We start from the raw sequence: 19,635 nt of genomic DNA, 5'->3' as shown, positions 1-19,635 counted from the left end.
TCCCGTGAATTGGCCGTGGGGATCGTTCGCGCGCGCGGGGCGCGGGGTCAAGACGCCACGGCGTGTTACCGCCGCCGCCGCACCATCCGGCGCAGCTCGCGCAGATCCAGCCCGCCCAGCAGATGCGCCACGCCGAAATAGATGATGCCCCCCATGGCGCAGAGCACCGCCAGCCACGCCGCCCCCGCGCTGCCCGGGCCGGGCGCCAGCCAGATGGCGCCCAGCGCCAGGACCACGCCCATGGCCAGCGCCGCCGCCAGCAACCGGGGCGCGTTGCGGCGCAGCCGGCGGTCGGCGCGGAAATGGCGCTTGCGGTGCAGCAGCCAGAGCAGCACCGCCACATTGGCCCAGGCCGCAAGCCCGGTGGCCAGCGCGATGCCCGAGGCCCCCAGCGGCGTGGCCCAGAGGAAAAGCAGGTTCAGCCCCAGGTTCATGCCCACCACGCCCACGCCCACGATCACGGGGGTGGTGGTGTCGCCACGGGCGAAGAAGGCCGGGACCAGCGCCTTGACCAGCACGAAGGCGACCAGGCCCAGCGCATAGGCCGCCAGCACCCGCGCCGTCTCGGCCGCCGCGGCCGCGCCGAAGGCCCCGCGCTCGAACAGCACGCTGATGATGGGCGCTGCCAGCACCGCCAGCGCCACGGCGGCGGGCAGGGTGAGGGCGAGGGAGATTTCCAGCGCCCGGTTCTGGCTGCGATGCGCCGACAACCTTTGCCGCGCCGCGATCTGCGCCGCCAGCAGCGGCAGCAGCGCGGTGCCGATGGCCGCCCCCACCACGCCCAGCGGCAGCTGCGCCACCCGGTCCGCGTAGTAGAGGAAGGACACGGCGCCCGCCGGCAGCAGCGAGGCGATGATGACATCCACCGCCAGGTTCAGCTGCGTGACCCCCGCGCCGATGATGCCCGGCCCCATCCGCCGCAACACGCCCCTTTCGTTGGGGCCAAGGGTGATGCGCCGCACCGGGTTCAGCGCCATGCCCGCTTGCCGCGCCGCCCACCACACCAAGGCGAGTTGCAGCACGCCCGAGGCCGTCACCCCCCAAGCCAGCGCATGGGCCGGCGTGGCGACGAAGGGTGTCAGTCCCAGCAGGGCCGCCATGGCCGTCACGTTGAACAGCACCGGCGCCCCCGCCGCCGCGCCGAAGCGCGACAGCCCGTTCAGCACGCCGGAGACCAGCGCCACCAGGCAGATCAGCAGCAGGTAGGGAAAGACGATCCGCGTCAGTTCCACGGCCAGCGCGAACTGGTCGGGCCGCGCCGAGAAGCCCGGCGCCAGCACCGACAGCACCTGCGGCATGAAGACCATGCCCAGCAGCGTGAGCAGGGACAGCCACAGGGCCATCAGCCCCGCCATCCGTTCGGCCAGGCGCTGCGCTTCGGCGAAGCCCTCGCGCGTCAGGGTGGCGGCGAAGGCAGGGACGAAGGCGGCGTTGAAGGCGCCCTCGCCGAAGAGGCGGCGGAAGAGGTTGGGCAGTTTCAGCGCCACGAAGAAGGCATCGGCCATCGGGCCGGCCCCCAGGCGCGAGGCGATCAGGATGTCGCGCGCGAAGCCGAGGATGCGGCTGGCCATGGTCCAGCCGCCCACCGTGGCGATGGAGCGCAGCATCAGGCCTGGCTGGCGACCTCGCGCATCAGCACCGAGACGCCCCCGCCGCCGGGCGCGTCGGGCGGGGTCAGCGCGTCGAGCAGCGCCTCGCGCAGCGGGGCGAGCTTGCGCTCATTCTCGATCTTCAGGCCGAAGACGTCCTTCACATAGAAGACGTCCACGGCGCGCACGCCATAGGTGGTGATGTGCGCGGAGGCGATCTGCAGCCCCTGTTCGCTGATGGCGGCCGTCACGTCATGCAGCAGGCCGGGCCGGTCGCGGCCATTCACCTCGATGACGGTGTGGGTGTTGGAGGCGAAATTGTCGAAGACCACGCGCGGCGGCACCGTGACGGCGGCCAGCCGCGCGGGCTCGCGCCGCACCTTGCGGATTTCGGCGTCGAGCTGGAGGCGGCCGGAGAGCGACTGCTCGATCAGCACCGACAGCCGCGCCAGGCGGTGCGGCGCGTCGAAGGCGTCATCCGAACTGTCCTGCACCCAGAAGGTGTCCAGCGCCATGCCGTTGGTCAGGGTGTGGATGCGTGCATCCACGATGGAGGCGCCGGCGACGGCCAGGGCGCCCGAAATCTTGCTGAACAGCCCGGGGTGGTCGGTGCAATAGACCGTGACCTCGGTGACGCCCCGCTCAGGCAGGACCCGGGTGCGGACGGTGAGCGGCGCGCGCGTGGCCTCGGCATCGCGGATCATGGAGGCGTGGCGGGCATGGGTCTCGGCGTCGAAGGACAGCCAGTAGCCAGGGTAGCCGAGGGAGAGGAAATGATCGGCCTCGGCCTGGGTGAAGGCGGGCAGGGTGGCGATGGCCGCTTCCTTGGCGCGGGCCACGCGCACGTCGCGCTCGGGCACCGTCATGCCGCCGGCGAGCACCTCGGAAACGCGCCAATAGACCTCGCGCAGCAGGGTGGCCTTCCAGGCGTTCCAGACGCGGGGGCCGACGGCGCGCATGTCCGCCACCGTCAGCACCAGCAGAAGGCGGAGGCGTTCGGGCGACTGCACCTGGTCGGCGATGTCGAGGATGGTCTTGGGGTCCTCGATGTCGCGCTTGAAGGCGGTCTGGCTGACCAGCAGGTGGTGCAGCACCAGCCAGGAGACGGTCTCGGTCTCCTCCGCGGTCATGCCCAGGCGCGGGCAGATTTCCTGCGCGAGGCGGGCGCCGATCTCGCTGTGGTCGCCGCCGCGGCCCTTGGCGATGTCATGCAGCAGGGCGGCCACATAGAGGGCCCGTCGGGATTGCAGCTGGCCGGCCAGTTCGCTGGCCACGGGCGCCACCTCGGCCAGCGCCCCGCCCTCGATCTGCTGGAGGACGCCGATGGCCTCGATGGTGTGCTCATCCACCGTGAAGACGTGGTAGGTGTCGAACTGCATCAGCCCGGTGATGCGCTGCCACTCGGGGAGGAAGCGGCCGAGGAAGCCCGCCTCGTTCAGCAGGCGCATCCATTTGGCCGCACCCTTGCCCATCAGCAGGTCGAGGAAGAGGCGGTTGGCCTCGGGGTCGCCGCGCAAACGTTCGGCCTGGCGGGCGTGGCGGATCAGGGCGCGGATGGCGAGGGGGTGGATGTCCAGGCAGCGGTCCCGCGCCGCCTTCACGATCCGCAGCATCAGCACGGGCTCGCGCGAGAAGTCGCGGTCGGGGGGCGCGGCCACCAGCTTGCCATCGGCGAAGGCAAGTCCCAGCGCGGCGAGCCCCTCATCCCCCTCGCGCCGCGTGGCGGGCGGGCCCAAGGCCGCGCGCTCGATGGCCGGTTCCAGCACGCGGGTGAAGCGCACCACGTCGCGCGCCGTCAGGAAGAGGTGCTTCATCAGCCGCTCCGACCCGTCCTGCGCGCCATGGCGGGTGTAGCCCATGCGGGCGGCGATGACGGGCTGGAGGTCGAAGGTGAGGCGTTCCTCGGCGCGGCCGGTGACGTAGTGGAGGTGGAAGCGCAGCGTCCAGAGGAAGTCCCAGGCGCGGCGGATGGAGCGGGCCTCATGCGCGCTGAGCAGCCCGCCGCCGGGGCTGTCGGGCCCCACCAGCTCCGGCATCTTCTGCACGCCGAAGGCGTAGCGGGCCAGCCAGTAGAGGGTCTGCAAATCCCGCAGCCCGCCGCGGCCTTCCTTCACATGGGGCTCGACCAGGAAGGGGCTTTCGCCGTAGCGGGCATGGCGGGCGGCGCGCTCGGCGCGCTTGGCGGCCAGGAAGGGGGCGATGCCGCTCTCCAGCCGGTGCCGGGTGAAGCTTTCCGCGAAATGGGCGTAGGCCTCGGCGTCGCCGCCCAGGAAGCGCGCATCCACCAGGGCGGTCAGGATGGTGACGTCCTTGCAGCCCTCGGTCAGGCAATCCTGGGCGCTGCGGGTGGCGTGGCCCACCTTCAGCCCGAGGTCCCACAGCAGATAGAGGATGAACTCGATCAGCCGCCGGGTCCGCGCCCCCGGGTCCTTGGCCGTGAGGAAGAGCAGGTCAATGTCCGAATGCGGCGCCAGCACCCCGCGCCCGTAGCCGCCGGTCGCGACCAGGGCGAAGTCCACCGGCGCCGCGCCGGGCAAAGGCGGCACCATGGCGGCCCCGTAGTCGAGAATGGCCAGCATCACCTGGTCCATCCGTTCGGCCAGGCGGCGGGCGGCGCCCAGCCCGTGGGTTTCGCGGCTTTCGAAGGCGTGCTGGACCCAGGCCTGCACCCCGCCCAGCTCCCGCCGCAGCAGGGCCAGCGCCTGGTCGCGCGCGATGGGCACGCCGTCAGGCAGCAGGCGGTCCTGCAGCCGTGCTTGGGCCCGAGGGGCGGTGGCGAGCGTCATGTCAACCAGACTACAGGCCTTCCTTCGCGGCTGCGAGTGCCTTGAGGCTGTAGAGTGCGTCATGCGCCTCACGCGGGGAAAGTGCGTCGGGATCCAGCGCCAGCAAGGCCTCCAGCGCGGGCGATGCACGCATGGGTTGTGGCGGCGGCGCCCCGGCAAAGAGGGGCATGGCGGCGGTCAGCGGGTCCGTGCCCGCCGCCGCGCGGGCCTCGAGCCCGGCCAGCACCTCGGCCGCGCGCTTGAGCACGGCGGGCGGCACCCCGGCCAGCTTGGCCACATGCACGCCCCAGCTCTTTTCCGCGGCGCCCTCGGCCACGCGGTGCTCGAACACCACCTGCCCGCGCCATTCCCGCACCTGCATGGCGGCGAGGCGCATCTCGGGCAGTCCGTCGGCCAACCGGGTCAATTCATGGAAATGGGTGGCGAAGAGGGTGCGGGCGCGGATGCGGTCATGCAGAGCCTCCAGCACGGCGGTCGCGATGGCGAGCCCGTCCCAGGTCGCGGTGCCGCGCCCCACCTCGTCCAGCACCACGAGGCTGCGGGGGCCGGCCTGGTTCAGGATGGCGGCGGTCTCCGTCATCTCCACCATGAAGGTGGAGCGGCCGCCCGCCAGGTCATCGGCGGCGCCCACGCGGGAGAAGAGCCGGTCCACCAGCCCGATCCGCGCCGCGCGGGCGGGAACATACAGCCCCGCCTGCGCCAGGATCACCATCAGCGCGTTCTGCCGCAGGAAGGTGGACTTGCCGGCCATGTTGGGGCCGGTCAGCAGGCAAAGGCGGCGGCCGGGCGAGAGGTCGCAGTCATTGGGCACGAAGGCGGGGCCGCGCGCGCGGCGCAGCGCCGCCTCCACCACCGGGTGGCGGCCGGCCTCGATGGCGAAGTCGGGCCGGTCGGTGATCTCGGGCCGGCACCAGCCGCCGCCGGAGGCCAGTTCGGCGCTGGCGGTGAGCACGTCGAGCGCGGCCATCTCCCGCGCGGCGGTGGCGATGGCCTCGCCCTCGGCCAGGATCATGCGGCGCAGATGGGCGACCACGAGCCTTTCGCGGGCGCGCGCCTGGTCGCCGGCCTCGGACAGGCGCCGGTCCAGCGCGGCCAGGGCGGCGCAGGTGAAGCGATGCGCGCTGGCCATGGACTGGCGATGGATGGGGGCGAGGTCGCCGCTGGCCGCGGCTGGGGCGCCGCGCAGCAGCTTCTCCCCGGCGGCGGCGGGCATTTCCGCCAGATAGCCCAGCTGCTGGTGGTGCCGGATCTTGAGCGAAGCCACGCCCCAGGCCTGGGCCAGCTGCATCTGCATGGCGGCGATGGCGCCGCGCGCGTCATCCCGCAGGCGGCGCAGCGCGTCGAGTTCGCCATCATAGCCGGGGGCAACGGTGCCGCCCTCCTCCAGCCGCGCCGGCAGCTCGGTGGCCACGGCGCGGGAAAGTTCCTGGGCAAGGGCCGGCAGGGCGGATAGCGGTGCCTGCGCGTCCTCCAGCAGGCTGGGGCGGGCACCATCCAGCAGGCGGGAGAGGCGCCCGGCACGGTCCAGCCCGTCGCCGATGGCGCCTAGGTCGCGGGGCGCGAAGCGCTCCACCGAGAGGCGGCCCAGCGCGCGGGCCATGTCGGGTGCGCCCTTGAGGGCCGCGCGCAGCCCGGCGCGGCGGGTGCCGTCCTCCAGCAGCAGGGCCACGGCGTCGTGCCGGGCGCGGATGGCGGCGCGGTCGTCCAGCGGCGCGGCGAGGCGCGCAGCCAACTCCCGCGCGCCCGGCCCGGTCAGGGTGCGGTCCACGGCGGCCAGCAGCGAGGCGTCGCGCGGGCCGTCCAATATGTCCAGGCTGCGGCGGGTGGCGGCGTCCAGCAGCAGCACGCCGCGCGCGCCCTCCGGCATGGGCGGGGCGAGGCGCGGCAGGGCGCCGTTCTGCACGCCGCGCACATAGTCCACGGCCATGGCGGCGGCGGCGATCTCGGCCGGGCTGAATTGGCCGAAGCCTTCGAGCGAAGCGACGCCCAGCGCCTCGGCCAGCCGTCCGGGGGCGTCCTTGGGCACGAGGCACGGGGTGGCGCCTTCGAGCTCCAGCCCTTCCTCCGCCAGGATTTCGGCGGGGGCGAGGCGCGCGACCAGCGCCGCCACCTCCGGCGCGTCCTGCGTGTGGAAGGCGCCGGTCGAGACATCGAGCCAGGCGGCGCCCCCGCGGACCAGGGCCAGCAGCCAGGCGGGGCGGGCGGCGTCCAGCAGGGCCTCCTCGGTCGCGGTGCCGGGGGTGATGATGCGGACCACCTCCCGCCGCAGCGTGGCCGATTTGCGGGCCTTGGCTTCCTCGGGCGTCTCCATCTGTTCGCAGATCGCGACGCGAAAACCCCGGCGGATCAGGCGGGCCAGGTAGGATTCGTGGCTGTGGTGCGGCACGCCGCACATGGGAATGGGGTGGCCCTGGTGTTCGCCCCGATGGGTCAGCGCGAGGCCGAGCGCTTCGGCCGCCGCTTCGGCATCCTCGAAGAAGAGTTCGTAGAAATCCCCCATGCGGAAGAAGACCAGGGCGCTGCCCGCCTGCTCCTTCGCGGCGAACCATTGGGCCATGGCGGGCGTGGCGCCCGCAGCTGTCACGCGATGCTGCACCCCGCAGCTTTAGCGGGGCGGGCTGGGCCCGCGAAGGGGTCGCTTCGCAGCGCCGCCCTGCGGGGTTACAAGAATGACAACCAGACCGACCAAGGAACAGAAACGCATGTCCGACACGCGCCCCACACCCCCCAAGGACACCCGCACGGCGCGCGTCACGGGCGAGGAGGCGCTGGCCATGCACGCCGCCGGGCGCCCGGGCAAGCTGGAAACCCGCCTGACCAAGCCGCTGGTCACGGCGCGGGACCTCAGCCTGGCCTACAGCCCCGGCGTGGCCGAGCCCTGCCTGCACATCCACCGCAGCCCGAACCTGGCTTATGACTACACCTCCAAGGGCAATTTCGTGGCCGTGGTGTCCAACGGCACGGCGGTGCTGGGCCTGGGCAATCTGGGCGCGCTGGCGTCGAAGCCGGTGATGGAGGGCAAGGTGGCCCTCTTCAAGCGCTTCGCCGATGTGGACGGCATGGACCTCTGCCTCGACACCGAGGATGTGGACGAGTTCGTGAACTGCGTGCGCTTCCTGGGCCCCTCCTTCGGCGGCATCAACCTGGAAGACATCAAGGCGCCCGAATGCTTCGTCATCGAGCAGCGGCTGCGCGAGTTGATGGACATCCCCGTCTTCCATGACGACCAGCATGGCACCGCCATCGTCGCCGCGGCGGGGCTGATCAATGCCGCGCACCTGACGGGCCGTGACCTCGCCACCACGCGCCTCGTCATCAATGGCGCGGGTGCTGCCTCCATCGCCTGCGCGGAACTCCTGCGCGCGATGGGGATGCGGCCCGAGAACATCACCATGTGCGACACCAAGGGCGTGCTCTATCGCGGCCGCACGGAGGGCATGAACCAGTGGAAGTCGGCCCATGCGGTCGAGACCAAGGCCCGCACCCTGTCCCAGGCGCTGGAGGGGGCGGACGTGTTCTTCGGCCTCTCGGTGAAGGGCGCACTGACGGCCGAGATGATGCAGGCCATGGCCGACAAGCCCATCATCTTCGCCATGGCCAATCCCGACCCCGAGATCACGCCCGAGGAAGCCAAGGCCGCCCGGCCGGACTGCATCATCGCCACGGGAAGGTCGGACTATCCCAACCAGGTCAATAATGTCCTGGGCTTCCCCTTCATCTTCCGTGGCGCGCTGGACGTGCGCGCCAGCACCATCAACGACGCCATGAAGGTGGCCGCCGCGCAGGCGCTGGCGGAGCTGGCGCGCGAGCCGGTGCCGGAGGAGGTGGCGCGCTCCGGCGCGGGCAAGCGCCTCGTCTTCGGGCCGGAATACATCATCCCCAATGCCTTCGACCCGCGCCTGATCAGCCGCGTGCCGGTGGCGGTGGCCGATGCCGCCGTGCGCTCGGGCATGGCGCGCAAGCCGCTGGTGGACCCGGCCCGCTACGCGCGCGAACTGACCAACCGCCTCGACGCCGCCGCGAATGCGCTGGAAGCCATCCATGAGCAGGTGCGCGCCAACCCCCGCCGCGTCGTCTTCGCCGAGGGCGAGGAGGAGGCGGTCATCCGCGCCGCCATCGCGTTCGTGAACGCGGGCTACGGCACCCCCATCCTGGTGGGGCGCGAGGAACGCATCCATGCGACGGTCGCCGGCATCGGCGTGCGGCTGCCGGAAGGGATCGAGGTGCACAATGCGCGCCTCTCCTCCTCCAATTCGCGCTATGCCGACTGGCTCTACGCCAAGCGCCAGCGCGACGGCTTCCTCTACCGCGACATCCAGCGCCTGGTGAACAACGACCGCAACGTCTTCGCCGCCTGCATGGTGGGGATGGGCGATGCGGACGCGCTGATCACCGGCGAGACGCGCAGCTATTCCGTGGCGCTGGAAGGCGTGCGGATGGCGCTGGACGCGGAGGGCGTGCTGTTCGGCATGACCATGATGATCGCGCGGCGCTCGGGCACCGTGCTGGTGGCGGACACCGCCATCCATGAACGGCCCGATGCCGCCACGCTGGCCGCCATCGCGACGCGCTCGGCCGGGGTGGCGCGGCGGCTGGGGCTGGTGCCGCGCGTGGCCTTCCTCTCCTTCTCCACCTTCGGCGACCCGAAGGGCAGCATCCCGGGCAGCATCCGGGACGCGGTGAAGCTGCTGGACGCGGAGGGCGTGGACTTCGAATATGATGGCGAGATGGGGGCCGATGTGGCGCTGGATGCGAACCTCCGCGCCAGCCTCTATCCCTTCTGCCGTCTGACCGGGCCGGCCAATGTGCTGGTGATGCCCGGCCTGCACGCCGCGCATATCCTGACCAAGGCGGTGCCGCATTTGACCAGCGCCTCCACCATCGGCCCGGTGCTGATGGGGTTGTCGCACCCGGCGCAGATCGTGCCCACCGGCTCGGGCGTGAACCAGTTGCTGGATATGGCCGCACTCGCGGCCTACCAGGCCATCAGCCGCTAGCCCGGCTTGTTCAACTCCTGGAGGAGGGCTTCCACACGCTCCTCCGGCAGGTCGCGGATGCGGCGGGCCAACTGGTTCGCCAGCTCCGTGGCGCGCGGGCTGAGGCCCGATGTGTCCACCACCACCCGCGGGTGGGAGATGCGCGCGAGGCGGACCAGCTCCTCCGCCTCGTCCCAGATCAGGCCGAAGAACTCATTCACCTGGTGCACCAGCCCCGCCGAGGGGCGGCCGCGCTTGCCGTGTTCCAGCGCGGAGAGATAGGCGGGCGAGACATGCACCGCCGCCGCCAATTCGCTGAGGGTGACGCCGTGCTGGTCGCGCAGCGCGCGCAGGCGCAGGCCGAAGGGGGTCATGTTTCCGCCCTCAGGCGCCGGGCGCGGCCTCCGGCCGCTGGGCTTGCGCGCCGCGCGCTGGGGCGCCCAGCGCAGCAGCGGGTCTGGGCGCGGCGGCCGCCCTGCGGCCGCATCCTGGGAGGGAGGTGCCACGCCTCACGGGTCGCGCTGCTTGCAGCGGCAGGCTCGGAAGGCAGCGCGTGCGCGGTGTTGTCGCGCCGCTCGCACGGAGCCTGGCTCACCTGGCCCTTCGCAGCAGCAGGTGCACCGCGCCCGCATTCGCCCGGTGCGGGTGGGCGGCGCCGAGGATGACGGCGCGCAAATCGGGCGCATTCAGCCAATGCGGCAATTCGCGGCGCAGCACCCCGCCCTCCGTGCTGCTGCCCTTGCCGGTGACGATGCACACCACCCGCGCGCCATCCATCTGCGCGGCGCGCAGGAAGGTGCGGACGGCGGAGTGGGCGCGTTCGGCGGTCATGCCGTGCAGGTCCAGCTTGCGCTCGGGCCGCAGCGTGCCGCGCCGCAGGTCCCGCCAGCGTTTCGCATCGAGCCCGTCGGGCTGCACGCCGACATTCAGCTCGGGCGGCGGGCGGCGGGGCGGGGGTGGCGCGGGCGGCGCCGGGGCGCGCGGCGGCGGCGTGATGGTGACGCTGGGCGGGGCTGGGGGCGCTTCCGGTTCGGCCAGCGCCTTGCCGGGCAGGGGGGTGATGGTGCGCGCCACCGCCGCCCAGGCCGCGCGGTCCTCGGGCGAGAGCCCGCGGCGGCGCTTCACGACGCGGGGAGGGACGCGGGGTCGGCATCCAGAAGCAGGATGTGAAGCCGGCGCGGCCCCCTGCCCGCGGAGCGGGCCTCAGCTTCAAGCATGGGCCGCGGCCTCGCGTTCGTCATCCAGAAGCAGGATGTGAAGCCGGCGCGGCCCATGCGCGCCCAGTTCCAGCGTCTGCTCGATGTCGGCGCTGCGCGAGGGGCCGGTCACGAACATCACGTTGCGGGGCATGAAGCCGCCGGTGCGGGCGTCCTGGTTCTCGGCGCGCAGCAGGTCCCAGGCCTCCTCATAGGCGCCCACGATGCGGCTGGCGCGGAGGAACACCATCTCGGTGTCGGGCAGCAGGTTCAGCGTGGTGGGGCGCTGGGGCGAGGAGGGCAGCATCAGCGTGCCCGTCTCCGCGATGCCGGCGAAGCCGTGCTGGAGGCTGACGGAATCCTCGGGGTCGCCGCGCCGCGCCTCGACCTGGAGCATGGGGCGCGAGGCCCAGTCCAGCCCCTGCAATTCCGGATGCGGCGCGATGGCGATGCGCTGGGGCAGGTTCTGGGCCGCCAGGTATTCGGCGATGGCGGCGGGGATTTCGGCGGCGTCGGCCACGCGGCGCACCGTGCCGAACTCCTTTTCCACATTGCGGATGAACAGCGCCACCTGCTCCGGCCGCGCCACACGGGAGCGCGCGGGGATGAGGTGGCGCGGATGCGTGGCCAAGCGCCCGCCCAGCATGGCCTGCTGGTCGGCGGGCAGGGGGCCGCGGCGCAGGCCGCGCCGGATGGCGGTGAGGATGGCGTCCTTGCTCATCGGTTCCGCATCCGCTTCGCGTATTGCGCCATGAAAGTGCCGCCCTGCGGCACGGGCAAATCCCGCCCCGCCGTCCAGCCGCCGGCCAGCGGCAGCGACTTGAACGCGCCCTTGCCGCGGCCCAGCAGCCCCATCAGCGCCACGCCCAGCCGGGATGCGAAACGGTAGGCGCCCGGCCGTTGCGCGAACCAAGCCCAGAGGCCGAGCCCGCTGCGGACCCCCTGCGGCGAGAGGTGCCGCTCGAACTCGCGCTCGCGCCAATGGCGCATCATCTTGGGCAGCGGGATCTTCACGGGGCAGACGCTCTCGCACTTGCCGCAGAAGGTGCTGGCATTCGGCAGGTGCCCCGCCTTCTCCACCCCGATCAGCGAGGGCGTCAGCACCGAGCCCATCGGCCCCGGATAGACCCAGCCATAGGCGTGCCCGCCCACCGCGCCATAGACGGGGCAGTGGTTCATGCAGGCGGCGCAGCGGATGCAGCGCAGCATCTCCTGGAACTCGGTGCCGACCATGCTGGAACGGCCATTGTCCACCAGAACCACATGGTATTCCTGCGGCCCGTCAATTTCGGCCTCGCGCCGGGCGCCGGTGCTGAAGGTGGTATAGACGGAGAAATCCTGCCCCGTGGCCGAACGCGCGAGCAGGCGCAGCAGGCTCACGCAATCCTCCAGCGTGGGCACCACCTTCTCGATGCTGGCCAGGGCGATGTGCACGCGCGGCAGGGTCTGGGTCAGGTCGCCATTGCCCTCATTGGTGACGATGACGGAACTGCCTGTCTCGGCCACCAAGAAGTTGGCGCCGGTGATGCCGACATCGGCCGCCAGGAATTTCTGGCGCAGCCGGGTGCGCGCCTCGGTCAGGATGTCGCGGCGTTCGTGGAAGACGCGATCGGGGTCGAGGTCCGTGTGGGCGCGGCGGAAATCCGCCTCCCAATCCTCACGGTTCAAATGGAAGGCCGGCGCGATGATGTGGGACGGCGTCTCGCGCCGCAGCTGGATGATGTATTCGCCGAGGTCCGTCTCCACGGGCTCGATCCCGTGCTTCTCCAGGTGGTCGTTGATCCCGAGCTCCTCGGAGATCATGGACTTGCCCTTGGTGACGGTGCGCGCGCCGGCCTTGCGGCAGATGTCCAGCACGGCGGCCCGCGCCTCCTCGGCGGTGGAGCACCAATGCACATGCCCCCCCGCGCGCTCCACATTGGCGGCGAAGGTTTCCAGGTAGAAATCGAGGTTCGCCAGCGTGTGGTTCTTGATGTCACGGCCGATGTCGCGCAGCGCCTCGAATTCCGGCAGGCGGGAGACGGCCTCGGCGCGGCGTTGCAGGAAGGCGCCCTTCGCCTTGCCCAGCGCCTTCTGCAGCCCGGCATCGTCCAGGGCGCGCGCGGCATTGTCCTTGAAGGCGGGGGAGGTGGTGAGCATGCCCCCAGCATAGCGCAGCCCCGCCGCGACCGGAATGCTGCGCGCGCGGCCCCCTGGTGCTAAGCCGGGCCGCATGGAAACGGAATGGCAGCGCCTGAACCGCGCGAATTGGGATGAGAGGGTCGGGGTGCATCTCGGCCCGCGTGGCTATGACCTGACCTCGCACCGGGCCGGGCGGGGGCGGCTCGACGCGATCGTGACGGGGGTGCTGGGGCCGTTGGCGGGGCTCAGGGTGGCGCATCTGCAATGCCATATCGGCCATGACAGCATCGCCATCGCCCAGGCCGGCGCTGTGGAGGTGCTGGGCGTGGATTTCAGCCCCGCCGCCCTCGACGCGGCCCGCGCGCTTGCCGCGGAATGCGGCGCCTCCGCCTGCCGCTTCGCCCTGTCCGACGCCCAGGCCTGCGCCGAGACCCTGCCCGCCGAGGCGGGGCGCTTCGACCTGGCCTTCGCCTCCTGGGGCACCATCACCTGGCTGCCCGATGTCCGGGCCTGGGGGCGCAGCATGGCGCATTTCCTGCGGCCGGGCGGCCGCCTGGCCTTTGCCGACGCCCATCCCTCGGCCCTGGTCTTCGACGGGTGGGAGGGCAGCCACCCCCGCTGGTCCTACCCCTATTTCGCCCGCGCGCCGCTGCCCTTCGACAGCACCGAGGACTATGCGGACCCGGAGGCGCGCCTCTCCCACTCCCGCACCATCGAATTCCAGCACCCGCTCTCGGACATATTGGGCGCGCTGCTGGAGGCGGGCTTCCGCCTGGACCGCTTCGAGGAGCATGACGCCCTGCCCTGGGCGCTGTTTCCCGGCCTGCCGCGCGGCCCCGACGGCTTCTGGCGCTGGCCGGACAAGGCCTGGCTGCCGCTTTCCCTTTCCCTGCGCGCCACGCGCATCGGATAGGCCGCGGACGGGGGCCTGACGCGGGCCGCGACAGGGCCTATCGTGACCGGCGAAGGAGCCCCCTGCCATGAACGAGATCTCGGTCCCGCGTCCGAACAACCTCGACGCGTTCTGGATGCCCTACTCGGACAACAAGTATTTCAAGGGCACCCCGCGGCTGCTCGCCCGGGCGGAGGGCATGAACTACTACACGCCCGAGGGCCGCGAGGTGCTGGACGGCACGGCGGGCCTCTGGTGCTGCAATGCCGGCCATGGGCGGCGCGAGATCGTGGAGGCCATCCAGAAGCAGGCCGCCATCCTGGACTTTGCGCCCACCTTCCAGCTCGGCCACCCCATCGCCTTCGAGGCGGCGGCGCGCGTGGCGGACCTGACGCCGGACGGGCTGGACCGGGTCTTCTTCACCAATTCGGGCAGCGAGAGCGCCGACACGGCCCTCAAGATCGCGCTGGCCTACCAGCGGGCGCGCGGCCAGGCGCAGCGGGTGCGCCTGGTGGGGCGCGAGCGCGGCTATCACGGCGTGGGCTTCGGCGGCATGTCGGTCGGCGGCATCGGCCCCAACCGCAAGCAGTTCGGCGCCATGCTGCCTTACGTGGACCACCTGCCGCACACCCATCTGCCGGCGCAGAACGCCTTCGCCAAGGGCCAGCCCGAGCACGGCGCCCATCTGGCGGACCATCTGGAATCGCTGGTGGCGCTGCATGGCGACACCATCGCGGCCGTGATGGTCGAGCCGGTGGCGGGCTCCACCGGCGTGCTGGTGCCGCCCAAGGGGTATCTGGAGCGGCTGCGGGCGCTCTGCGACAAGCATGGCATCCTGCTCATCTTCGACGAGGTCATCACCGGCTTTGGCCGCATCGGCACGCATTTCGGCGCCGAGCGCCTGGGTGTCACGCCGGACATCATGACCATGGCCAAGGGCCTGACCAACGCCGCCGTGCCCATGGGCGCGGTGGCCGTCCGCAACGAGATCTACCAGACCATCGTGGACGGCACCCAGGCGGGCATCGAGTTCTTCCACGGCTACACCTATTCGGGCCATCCGCTGGCGGCCGCCGCCGCCATCGCCGCCATCGACATCCATGTGCGCGAGGATTTGCCCGGCCGGGTGCGCGCCATCGAGGGTTATTGGGAAGAGGCGACGCATGCCATGCGCTCCGCGCCCAACGTCATTGACACGCGCAACCACGGGCTGATCGCGGGGGTGGAGCTGGCGCCGCGCGAAGGGGCGCCCGGCGACCGCGCCATGCGCGTCTTCCGCCGCTGCTTCGACGAGGGCGTGCTGATCCGGGTGACGGGCGACATCATCGCCCTCTCGCCCCCGCTCATCATCGAGAAGCCGCAGGTGGACCGCATCTTCGGCACGCTGGCCGACGCGATCCACAAGGAAGCCGCGTAAGCGGAGCAGCGCCCGGGGGGCTCAGTGCGGCTCCCCATGGCGGTGCGCATGCGCCTTGCGCGCCGCCTCCTTGCGGATGCGCTGCTGTTCCGCCGCGTCGCTGAAGGCCGCGGCGAGGATGCCCGTCGGAATGGCGATCAGCCCGATGCCCAGCGCCGCGATGAAGCCCGCGCAGACACGGCCCAGCCAGGTGATGGGCGCCACATCGCCGTAGCCTACCGTGGTGAGCGTCGCGATGGCCCACCACATGGACCTGGGAATGGAGCCGAAGGCCTCCGGCTGGGCATCGCCCTCCACCACGTAGAGCAGCGTCGCCGAGAGCACGAGCAGCCCGCTCGCCACGCAGAGGCCCAGGAACAGCTCGTGCCGGCGTGAGGCGATCGCCTCCTTCAGGAAGGCGAAGGCGCCGGAGAACTGCCCAAGCCGCGCGAAGCGCAGGATGCGCAGCATGCGCGCCAGGCGCAGCAGGAAGGCCTGCGGCCCCATGTCCTCCAGCAGCAGCGGGCTCAGCGCCAGCAGGTCCAGGATGCCGGCGGGCGAGGTGATGAAGCGCAGCCGTGCCCGCCAGGCGGGGCCGTCCGGGTCGGCCTCCGGCGCCACCCAGATGCGGGTGAGATATTCCCCGAGGAAGATGCCGCCCAGGATGATTTCCAGCCAGGAGAAGATCGCCTCATTGCCCTCATAGATGGTGATCTCGCTCTCCAGCGTCGCGACCGCCACCGAGAACAGGATCAGCGCGCCGATCGCCTTGTTGGCCGGGGACATGCCCTCGGCCGGCCATTGCCGCGGGCTGAGCTGCACGAAAAGGCGGCGACGGAGGGAGGGGCGTTCGGGGGCCAAGACGAGCCTTCCAGTGGGGTCGGTTCAAGGGCGCAACCCTGTCTCTACCGCTCCATGGCCCGGCCGTCACGCGCCTGGGGCGGGGCATGGGTTTCCCATTCGGGCAGACGCTGCTAAATATTCCGACAATCCATCAGGTCATGCGGGACGGATTTCCTGAGAATCCGCCCCCGCGCGGCCCAAGGCCGACCAGTTGTCGAATCGGAACGACGGTCAACCTGCCGTCGAGAAATTCGCCCCTGATTCGATGCATCTGTTGTTGTTGGTCGTGCGTTGGGCTCCGGAAGCATGGTGTTTCGGTCGCTTCATCTGGGGTTGATTTTTGTCCGCGGATGATACTGGGCGTCCCACCGTGCTGCCCGATCCTGGTTCCCCGACCCAAAGGGAGCCGCCGTCATGCCGGCCCCGCCGGCGCGGCGAAACTGCGCGAATGGAGGTCCGGATGGCGGAAGCCCGCCCGAGCAAGTCGAAGACGGCCCAACCGAAAACCCGTGCCGCGGGGCAAGCACCGGCGCGCGCCAAGGTGGCGCCCAAGCCACGTCCCGTCGAAGCTGTCGCTCGCGCGCCTTCGCCTCCCGCCCAGCCCGCGCCTCGGCTCTATCTGCTCCATCCCCTGCTCGTGGGCGGGCTGCCGGCCTGGGATGCGGCGTTGGACCGTGCCGCGGCGCTCGGCTTCAACGGCGTGCTTGTGCCGCCTCCCGTGGCACCCGGCGGGGCGGGCAACCTGTATCAGATGGGCGACCCCGATGCCGCCCACCCTGTGCTGGACGCCACGGGCGACAGTGCCGCCGCGCTGGGTCAGCTCGCGGAGAAGGCGCGGGCGCGCGGCCTCGACCTCTACATGGACCTGGTGCTGGACCGCGTGGCGGCCGATGGGCGCCTGGCCCATGACCATGCCGCCTGGTTCGAGGCGCCCGGTGAGGATGCGCTCCCGGACCCGCGCCTGCCGCCCCCCGACCGCGCCATCGCGCTCGCCCGGTGGAAGGACGAAGCTTCCTCGGAGGCGCTGGGCGCCTGGTGGGAAGAGCGCCTGCGCCGCTTCGTCCAGGTGGGCGTGGCGGGTTTCCGCTGCGACGCGCCGGCTTCCGTGCCGGCCGGCATCTGGCGCCGGCTGATGGCCGCCGTTCCGCAGGCGCGCTTCCTGGCCTGGACGCCCGGCCTGCCGGCCGAGGCCGTGCCGGGCCTCGCGGGCCTCGGCTTCGCCGGCGCCTTCAACAGCTTGGCCTGGTGGGATCTGCGCGGCGGCTGGCTGGCGGAGGAGGCGCAGCGCCTTGCCGCCCTGGGCCCCACGCTCGCCACGGTCGAGGCGCCCTTCGGGCCGCGGCTCGCGGCGCAGGAGGCCGACCCCGGCCTCGCCCGGCTGGCCGCGCTGCGCCATCTGCGCCTCGCCGCCGGCATGGGGGCGGGGCTGCTGGTGCCGATGGGCTTCGAATTCGGCGCCCGCCGCCCGCTGGACGCCGCGCGCGACCGCCCTGGCGATTGGGAATGGCTGCGCCGCAATGCCGGCTTCGACCTGGAAGACGAATTGCGCGCCACGAACGCCGCCCTGCAGGGCCAGGCGCTGGCGGCGGGCGAGTTGCGGCCGCTGACCGGTCCAGGTGCGCCGGTGGCCGCGCTGCTGCGTGCCCATGGGACGGATGCGCGGGGGGCGGAGGGAGCGACCCTTGTTCTCGCCAATACCGACCTGCACCAGGCGGCCAGCGTGAGCGCGGCCGCGCTGCTGCCCGCCACGGGGGGCGTCTTCACCCGCTTCACGCCCTCCTGCCCGGAAGAGGGCGCGCCCCTGCTGCCGGGTGGGGAAGTGACGCTGCGTGGCGGCGAGACCCGAATCTATCGCGCCGACGCGTCGGCGCCGATCCGTGGCGCGGCCCTGCCCGCCGCGACCGAGGCGCCGCGCCTGGGCATCGAGGCCATCACCCCGAGCGTGGAGGATGGCCGCTTCGCCGTGAAGCGCATCGTGGGCGAGGTGGTCGAGGTCACCTGCGACATCATCTGTGACGGGCATGACAAGCTGGGCGCCGCCCTGCTCTGGCGCGCGGTGGACGAGGCGGAATGGCGCGAGGTGCGCCTCACGCCACTCGGCAACGACGCCTGGACGGCGCGCTTCCCGCTGGAGCGCATGGGGCGCTACGTCTTCGTGATCGAGGCTTGGCGCGACGCCTTCGCGAGCTTCCATGACGAGCTCCAGAAGAAGCACGCCGCCGGTGTCGCCATCGGCGTGGAGCTGGAAGAGGGCCGCCGCCTGGTCGAGGCCGCGAGCCAGCGCGCGGGCGGGGAGGTGGCGGCGCTGGCCGCGCGCATCACCGCGGCGGGCGAGGCGGAGAAACTGGCCCTCTTGCTGGCGCCCGATACGGCCCGGCTGATGGCGGCCGCCGATGACCGCCCCTTCAAGCTGCGCTCGGCCGAGATGCCGGTGGAGGCGGAACGCACCGGCGCGGGCTTCGCCAGCTGGTACGAAATCTTCCCCCGCAGCCAGTCCGGCAGCGAGACGCGGCACGGCACCTTCGACGACGTGATCCGCCAATTGCCGCGCATCCGCGGCATGGGCTTCGACGTGCTGTACTTCCCGCCCATCCACCCGATCGGCACGAAGAACCGCAAGGGCCGCAACAACAGCCTGACGCCGGGGCCCGATGATCCGGGCAGCCCCTATGCCATCGGCTCCGAGGCGGGCGGGCATGACGCGCTGCACCCGGAACTCGGCACGCTGGAGGACTTCCTGCGGCTGGTGCGCGCGGCGCGCGAACACGGGCTGGAGCTGGCGCTGGACTTCGCCATCCAGTGCAGCCCCGACCACCCCTGGCTGCGTGACCACAAGGACTGGTTCGAGTGGCGGCCCGATGGCTCCATCCGCTACGCCGAGAACCCGCCCAAGAAATACGAAGACATCGTCAACGTCGATTTCTACGCGAAGGGCGCCAAGCCCGCGCTGTGGAACGCGCTGCGCGACGTGGTGCGGTTCTGGTGCGAGCAGGGTGTCAGGCTGTTCCGCGTGGACAACCCGCACACCAAGCCCTTCCCCTTCTGGGAGTGGCTGATCGCGGACATCCGCGCGGAATTCCCCGACGCGGTGTTCCTGTCCGAGGCCTTCACCCGGCCCAAGGTGATGTATCGCCTGGCCAAGGTCGGCTACAGCCAGAGCTACACCTACTTCACTTGGCGCAACGACAAGGCCGGGCTGACGGAATACCTGACGGAGCTGACCACGACGGCGCCGAAGGATTTCTTCCGCCCGCACTTCTTCGTGAACACGCCGGACATCAATCCGAAATTCCTGCAGCAATCGGGGCGGCCGGGCTTCCTGATCCGCGCGGCGCTGGCGACCACGCTGTCGGGGCTCTGGGGCCTCTACCAGGGCTTCGAGTATTGCGAGGCGCGGGCGATGCCGGGCAAGGAGGAGTATCTCGACAGCGAGAAATACCAGCTCCGCGTCTGGCCCGACCGCGCGCCGGGCGACATCATTGACGAGGTGACGCGGCTGAACGCCATCCGCCGCGGCAACCCGGCGCTGCACAGCCATCTGGGCCTCGCCTTCCACCACGCCTTCAACGACCAGGTGCTGTGGTACCGCAAGCAGAGCGCGGACCGCAGCAATGTGCTGCTGGTCGCGGTCAGCCTCGACCCGCATGCGGTGCAGCAGGCCTCGGTGGAGGTGCCCTTGTGGGAATGGGGCCTGCCCGACCACGCGACGCTGGAGGTCGAGGACCTCATGCGCGGACACAGCTTCACATGGAGCGGAAAAGTGCAGCAGATCACGCTTGATCCTCACGAGTTGCCCTTCGGCATCTGGCGCGTGCGCCCGGCGGGGGGCATCTGAG

The 19,635-nt window shown here is 71.6% G+C and carries 12 protein-coding genes; 4 read left to right on the top strand and 8 right to left on the bottom strand.

Annotation, left to right across the window (positions count from 1 at the left end; translation table 11 throughout):
• Positions 1-65 precede the first annotated feature (65 nt).
• The 3 genes from murJ to mutS are packed head-to-tail and all read right to left on the bottom strand — an operon-like array spanning position 66 to position 6,932.
• Positions 66-1,607 (bottom strand): murein biosynthesis integral membrane protein MurJ, encoded by a 1,542-nt coding sequence (gene murJ, locus JTN19_RS16620; protein ID WP_206934901.1) that lies wholly within the window; start codon positions 1,605-1,607, stop codon positions 66-68.
• A complete protein-coding gene (locus tag JTN19_RS16615; protein WP_242531215.1) occupies positions 1,607-4,375 on the bottom strand; it encodes a [protein-PII] uridylyltransferase in 2,769 nt (922 codons plus the stop codon). Before JTN19_RS16615 ends, murJ begins: the two co-directional genes overlap by 1 nt.
• 10 nt (positions 4,376-4,385) lie before the next feature.
• Positions 4,386-6,932, bottom strand: a complete 2,547-nt coding sequence (gene mutS / locus JTN19_RS16610; RefSeq protein WP_206935031.1) for a DNA mismatch repair protein MutS — start codon at positions 6,930-6,932, stop codon at positions 4,386-4,388.
• A gap of 145 nt (positions 6,933-7,077) precedes the next feature.
• Here mutS and JTN19_RS16605 point away from each other — a divergent pair, with 145 nt between their 5' ends.
• A complete protein-coding gene (locus JTN19_RS16605; RefSeq protein WP_206934895.1) occupies positions 7,078-9,372 on the top strand; it encodes an NADP-dependent malic enzyme in 2,295 nt (764 codons plus the stop codon).
• Here JTN19_RS16605 and JTN19_RS16600 read toward each other — a convergent pair.
• The 4 genes from JTN19_RS16600 to JTN19_RS16585 form a co-directional block, all read right to left on the bottom strand.
• Positions 9,369-9,725 (bottom strand): helix-turn-helix domain-containing protein, encoded by a 357-nt coding sequence (locus JTN19_RS16600; RefSeq protein ID WP_206934893.1) that lies wholly within the window; start codon positions 9,723-9,725, stop codon positions 9,369-9,371. The two genes, JTN19_RS16605 and JTN19_RS16600, sit on opposite strands and share 4 nt — an antisense overlap.
• Positions 9,726-9,942: 217 nt before the next feature.
• Positions 9,943-10,476 (bottom strand): Smr/MutS family protein, encoded by a 534-nt coding sequence (locus JTN19_RS20555; RefSeq protein WP_206934890.1) that lies wholly within the window; start codon positions 10,474-10,476, stop codon positions 9,943-9,945.
• Positions 10,477-10,560: 84 nt separating this feature from the next.
• Positions 10,561-11,268: a LutC/YkgG family protein gene (locus JTN19_RS16590; RefSeq protein ID WP_206934886.1), complete on the bottom strand. Its 708-nt coding sequence runs from the start codon at positions 11,266-11,268 to the stop codon at positions 10,561-10,563.
• Entirely contained in the window at positions 11,265-12,686 is a 1,422-nt protein-coding gene (locus JTN19_RS16585; RefSeq protein WP_206934883.1) for a LutB/LldF family L-lactate oxidation iron-sulfur protein, read from the bottom strand. The genes JTN19_RS16590 and JTN19_RS16585 overlap by 4 nt, the downstream gene beginning before the upstream one ends.
• A gap of 73 nt (positions 12,687-12,759) precedes the next feature.
• Here JTN19_RS16585 and JTN19_RS16580 point away from each other — a divergent pair, with 73 nt between their 5' ends.
• Both JTN19_RS16580 and JTN19_RS16575 read left to right on the top strand, forming a co-directional pair.
• Positions 12,760-13,581, top strand: coding sequence for a class I SAM-dependent methyltransferase (locus JTN19_RS16580; protein ID WP_206934880.1), 822 nt, complete (start codon positions 12,760-12,762; stop codon positions 13,579-13,581).
• A 67-nt stretch (positions 13,582-13,648) separates the two neighbouring features.
• Positions 13,649-14,977, top strand: coding sequence for an aspartate aminotransferase family protein (locus JTN19_RS16575; RefSeq protein WP_206934877.1), 1,329 nt, complete (start codon positions 13,649-13,651; stop codon positions 14,975-14,977).
• Positions 14,978-14,998: 21 nt separating this feature from the next.
• Here JTN19_RS16575 and JTN19_RS16570 read toward each other — a convergent pair whose 3' ends face one another.
• The gene (locus JTN19_RS16570; protein WP_206934875.1) at positions 14,999-15,817 is read right to left on the bottom strand and encodes a potassium channel family protein; all 819 of its coding nucleotides are present in this window, start codon (positions 15,815-15,817) and stop codon (positions 14,999-15,001) included.
• Between the two features lie 619 nt (positions 15,818-16,436).
• Between JTN19_RS16570 and JTN19_RS16565 the strand changes: the two genes are divergently transcribed.
• The gene (locus JTN19_RS16565) at positions 16,437-19,634 is read left to right on the top strand and encodes an alpha-1,4-glucan--maltose-1-phosphate maltosyltransferase (RefSeq protein ID WP_340643352.1); all 3,198 of its coding nucleotides are present in this window, start codon (positions 16,437-16,439) and stop codon (positions 19,632-19,634) included.
• Position 19,635 lies beyond the last annotated feature (1 nt).

It is taken from the genome of Roseococcus thiosulfatophilus (assembly GCF_017311575.1).
Lineage (GTDB): Bacteria > Pseudomonadota > Alphaproteobacteria > Acetobacterales > Acetobacteraceae > Roseococcus > Roseococcus thiosulfatophilus.
This window is presented reverse-complemented; position numbering and strand designations above follow the sequence as displayed.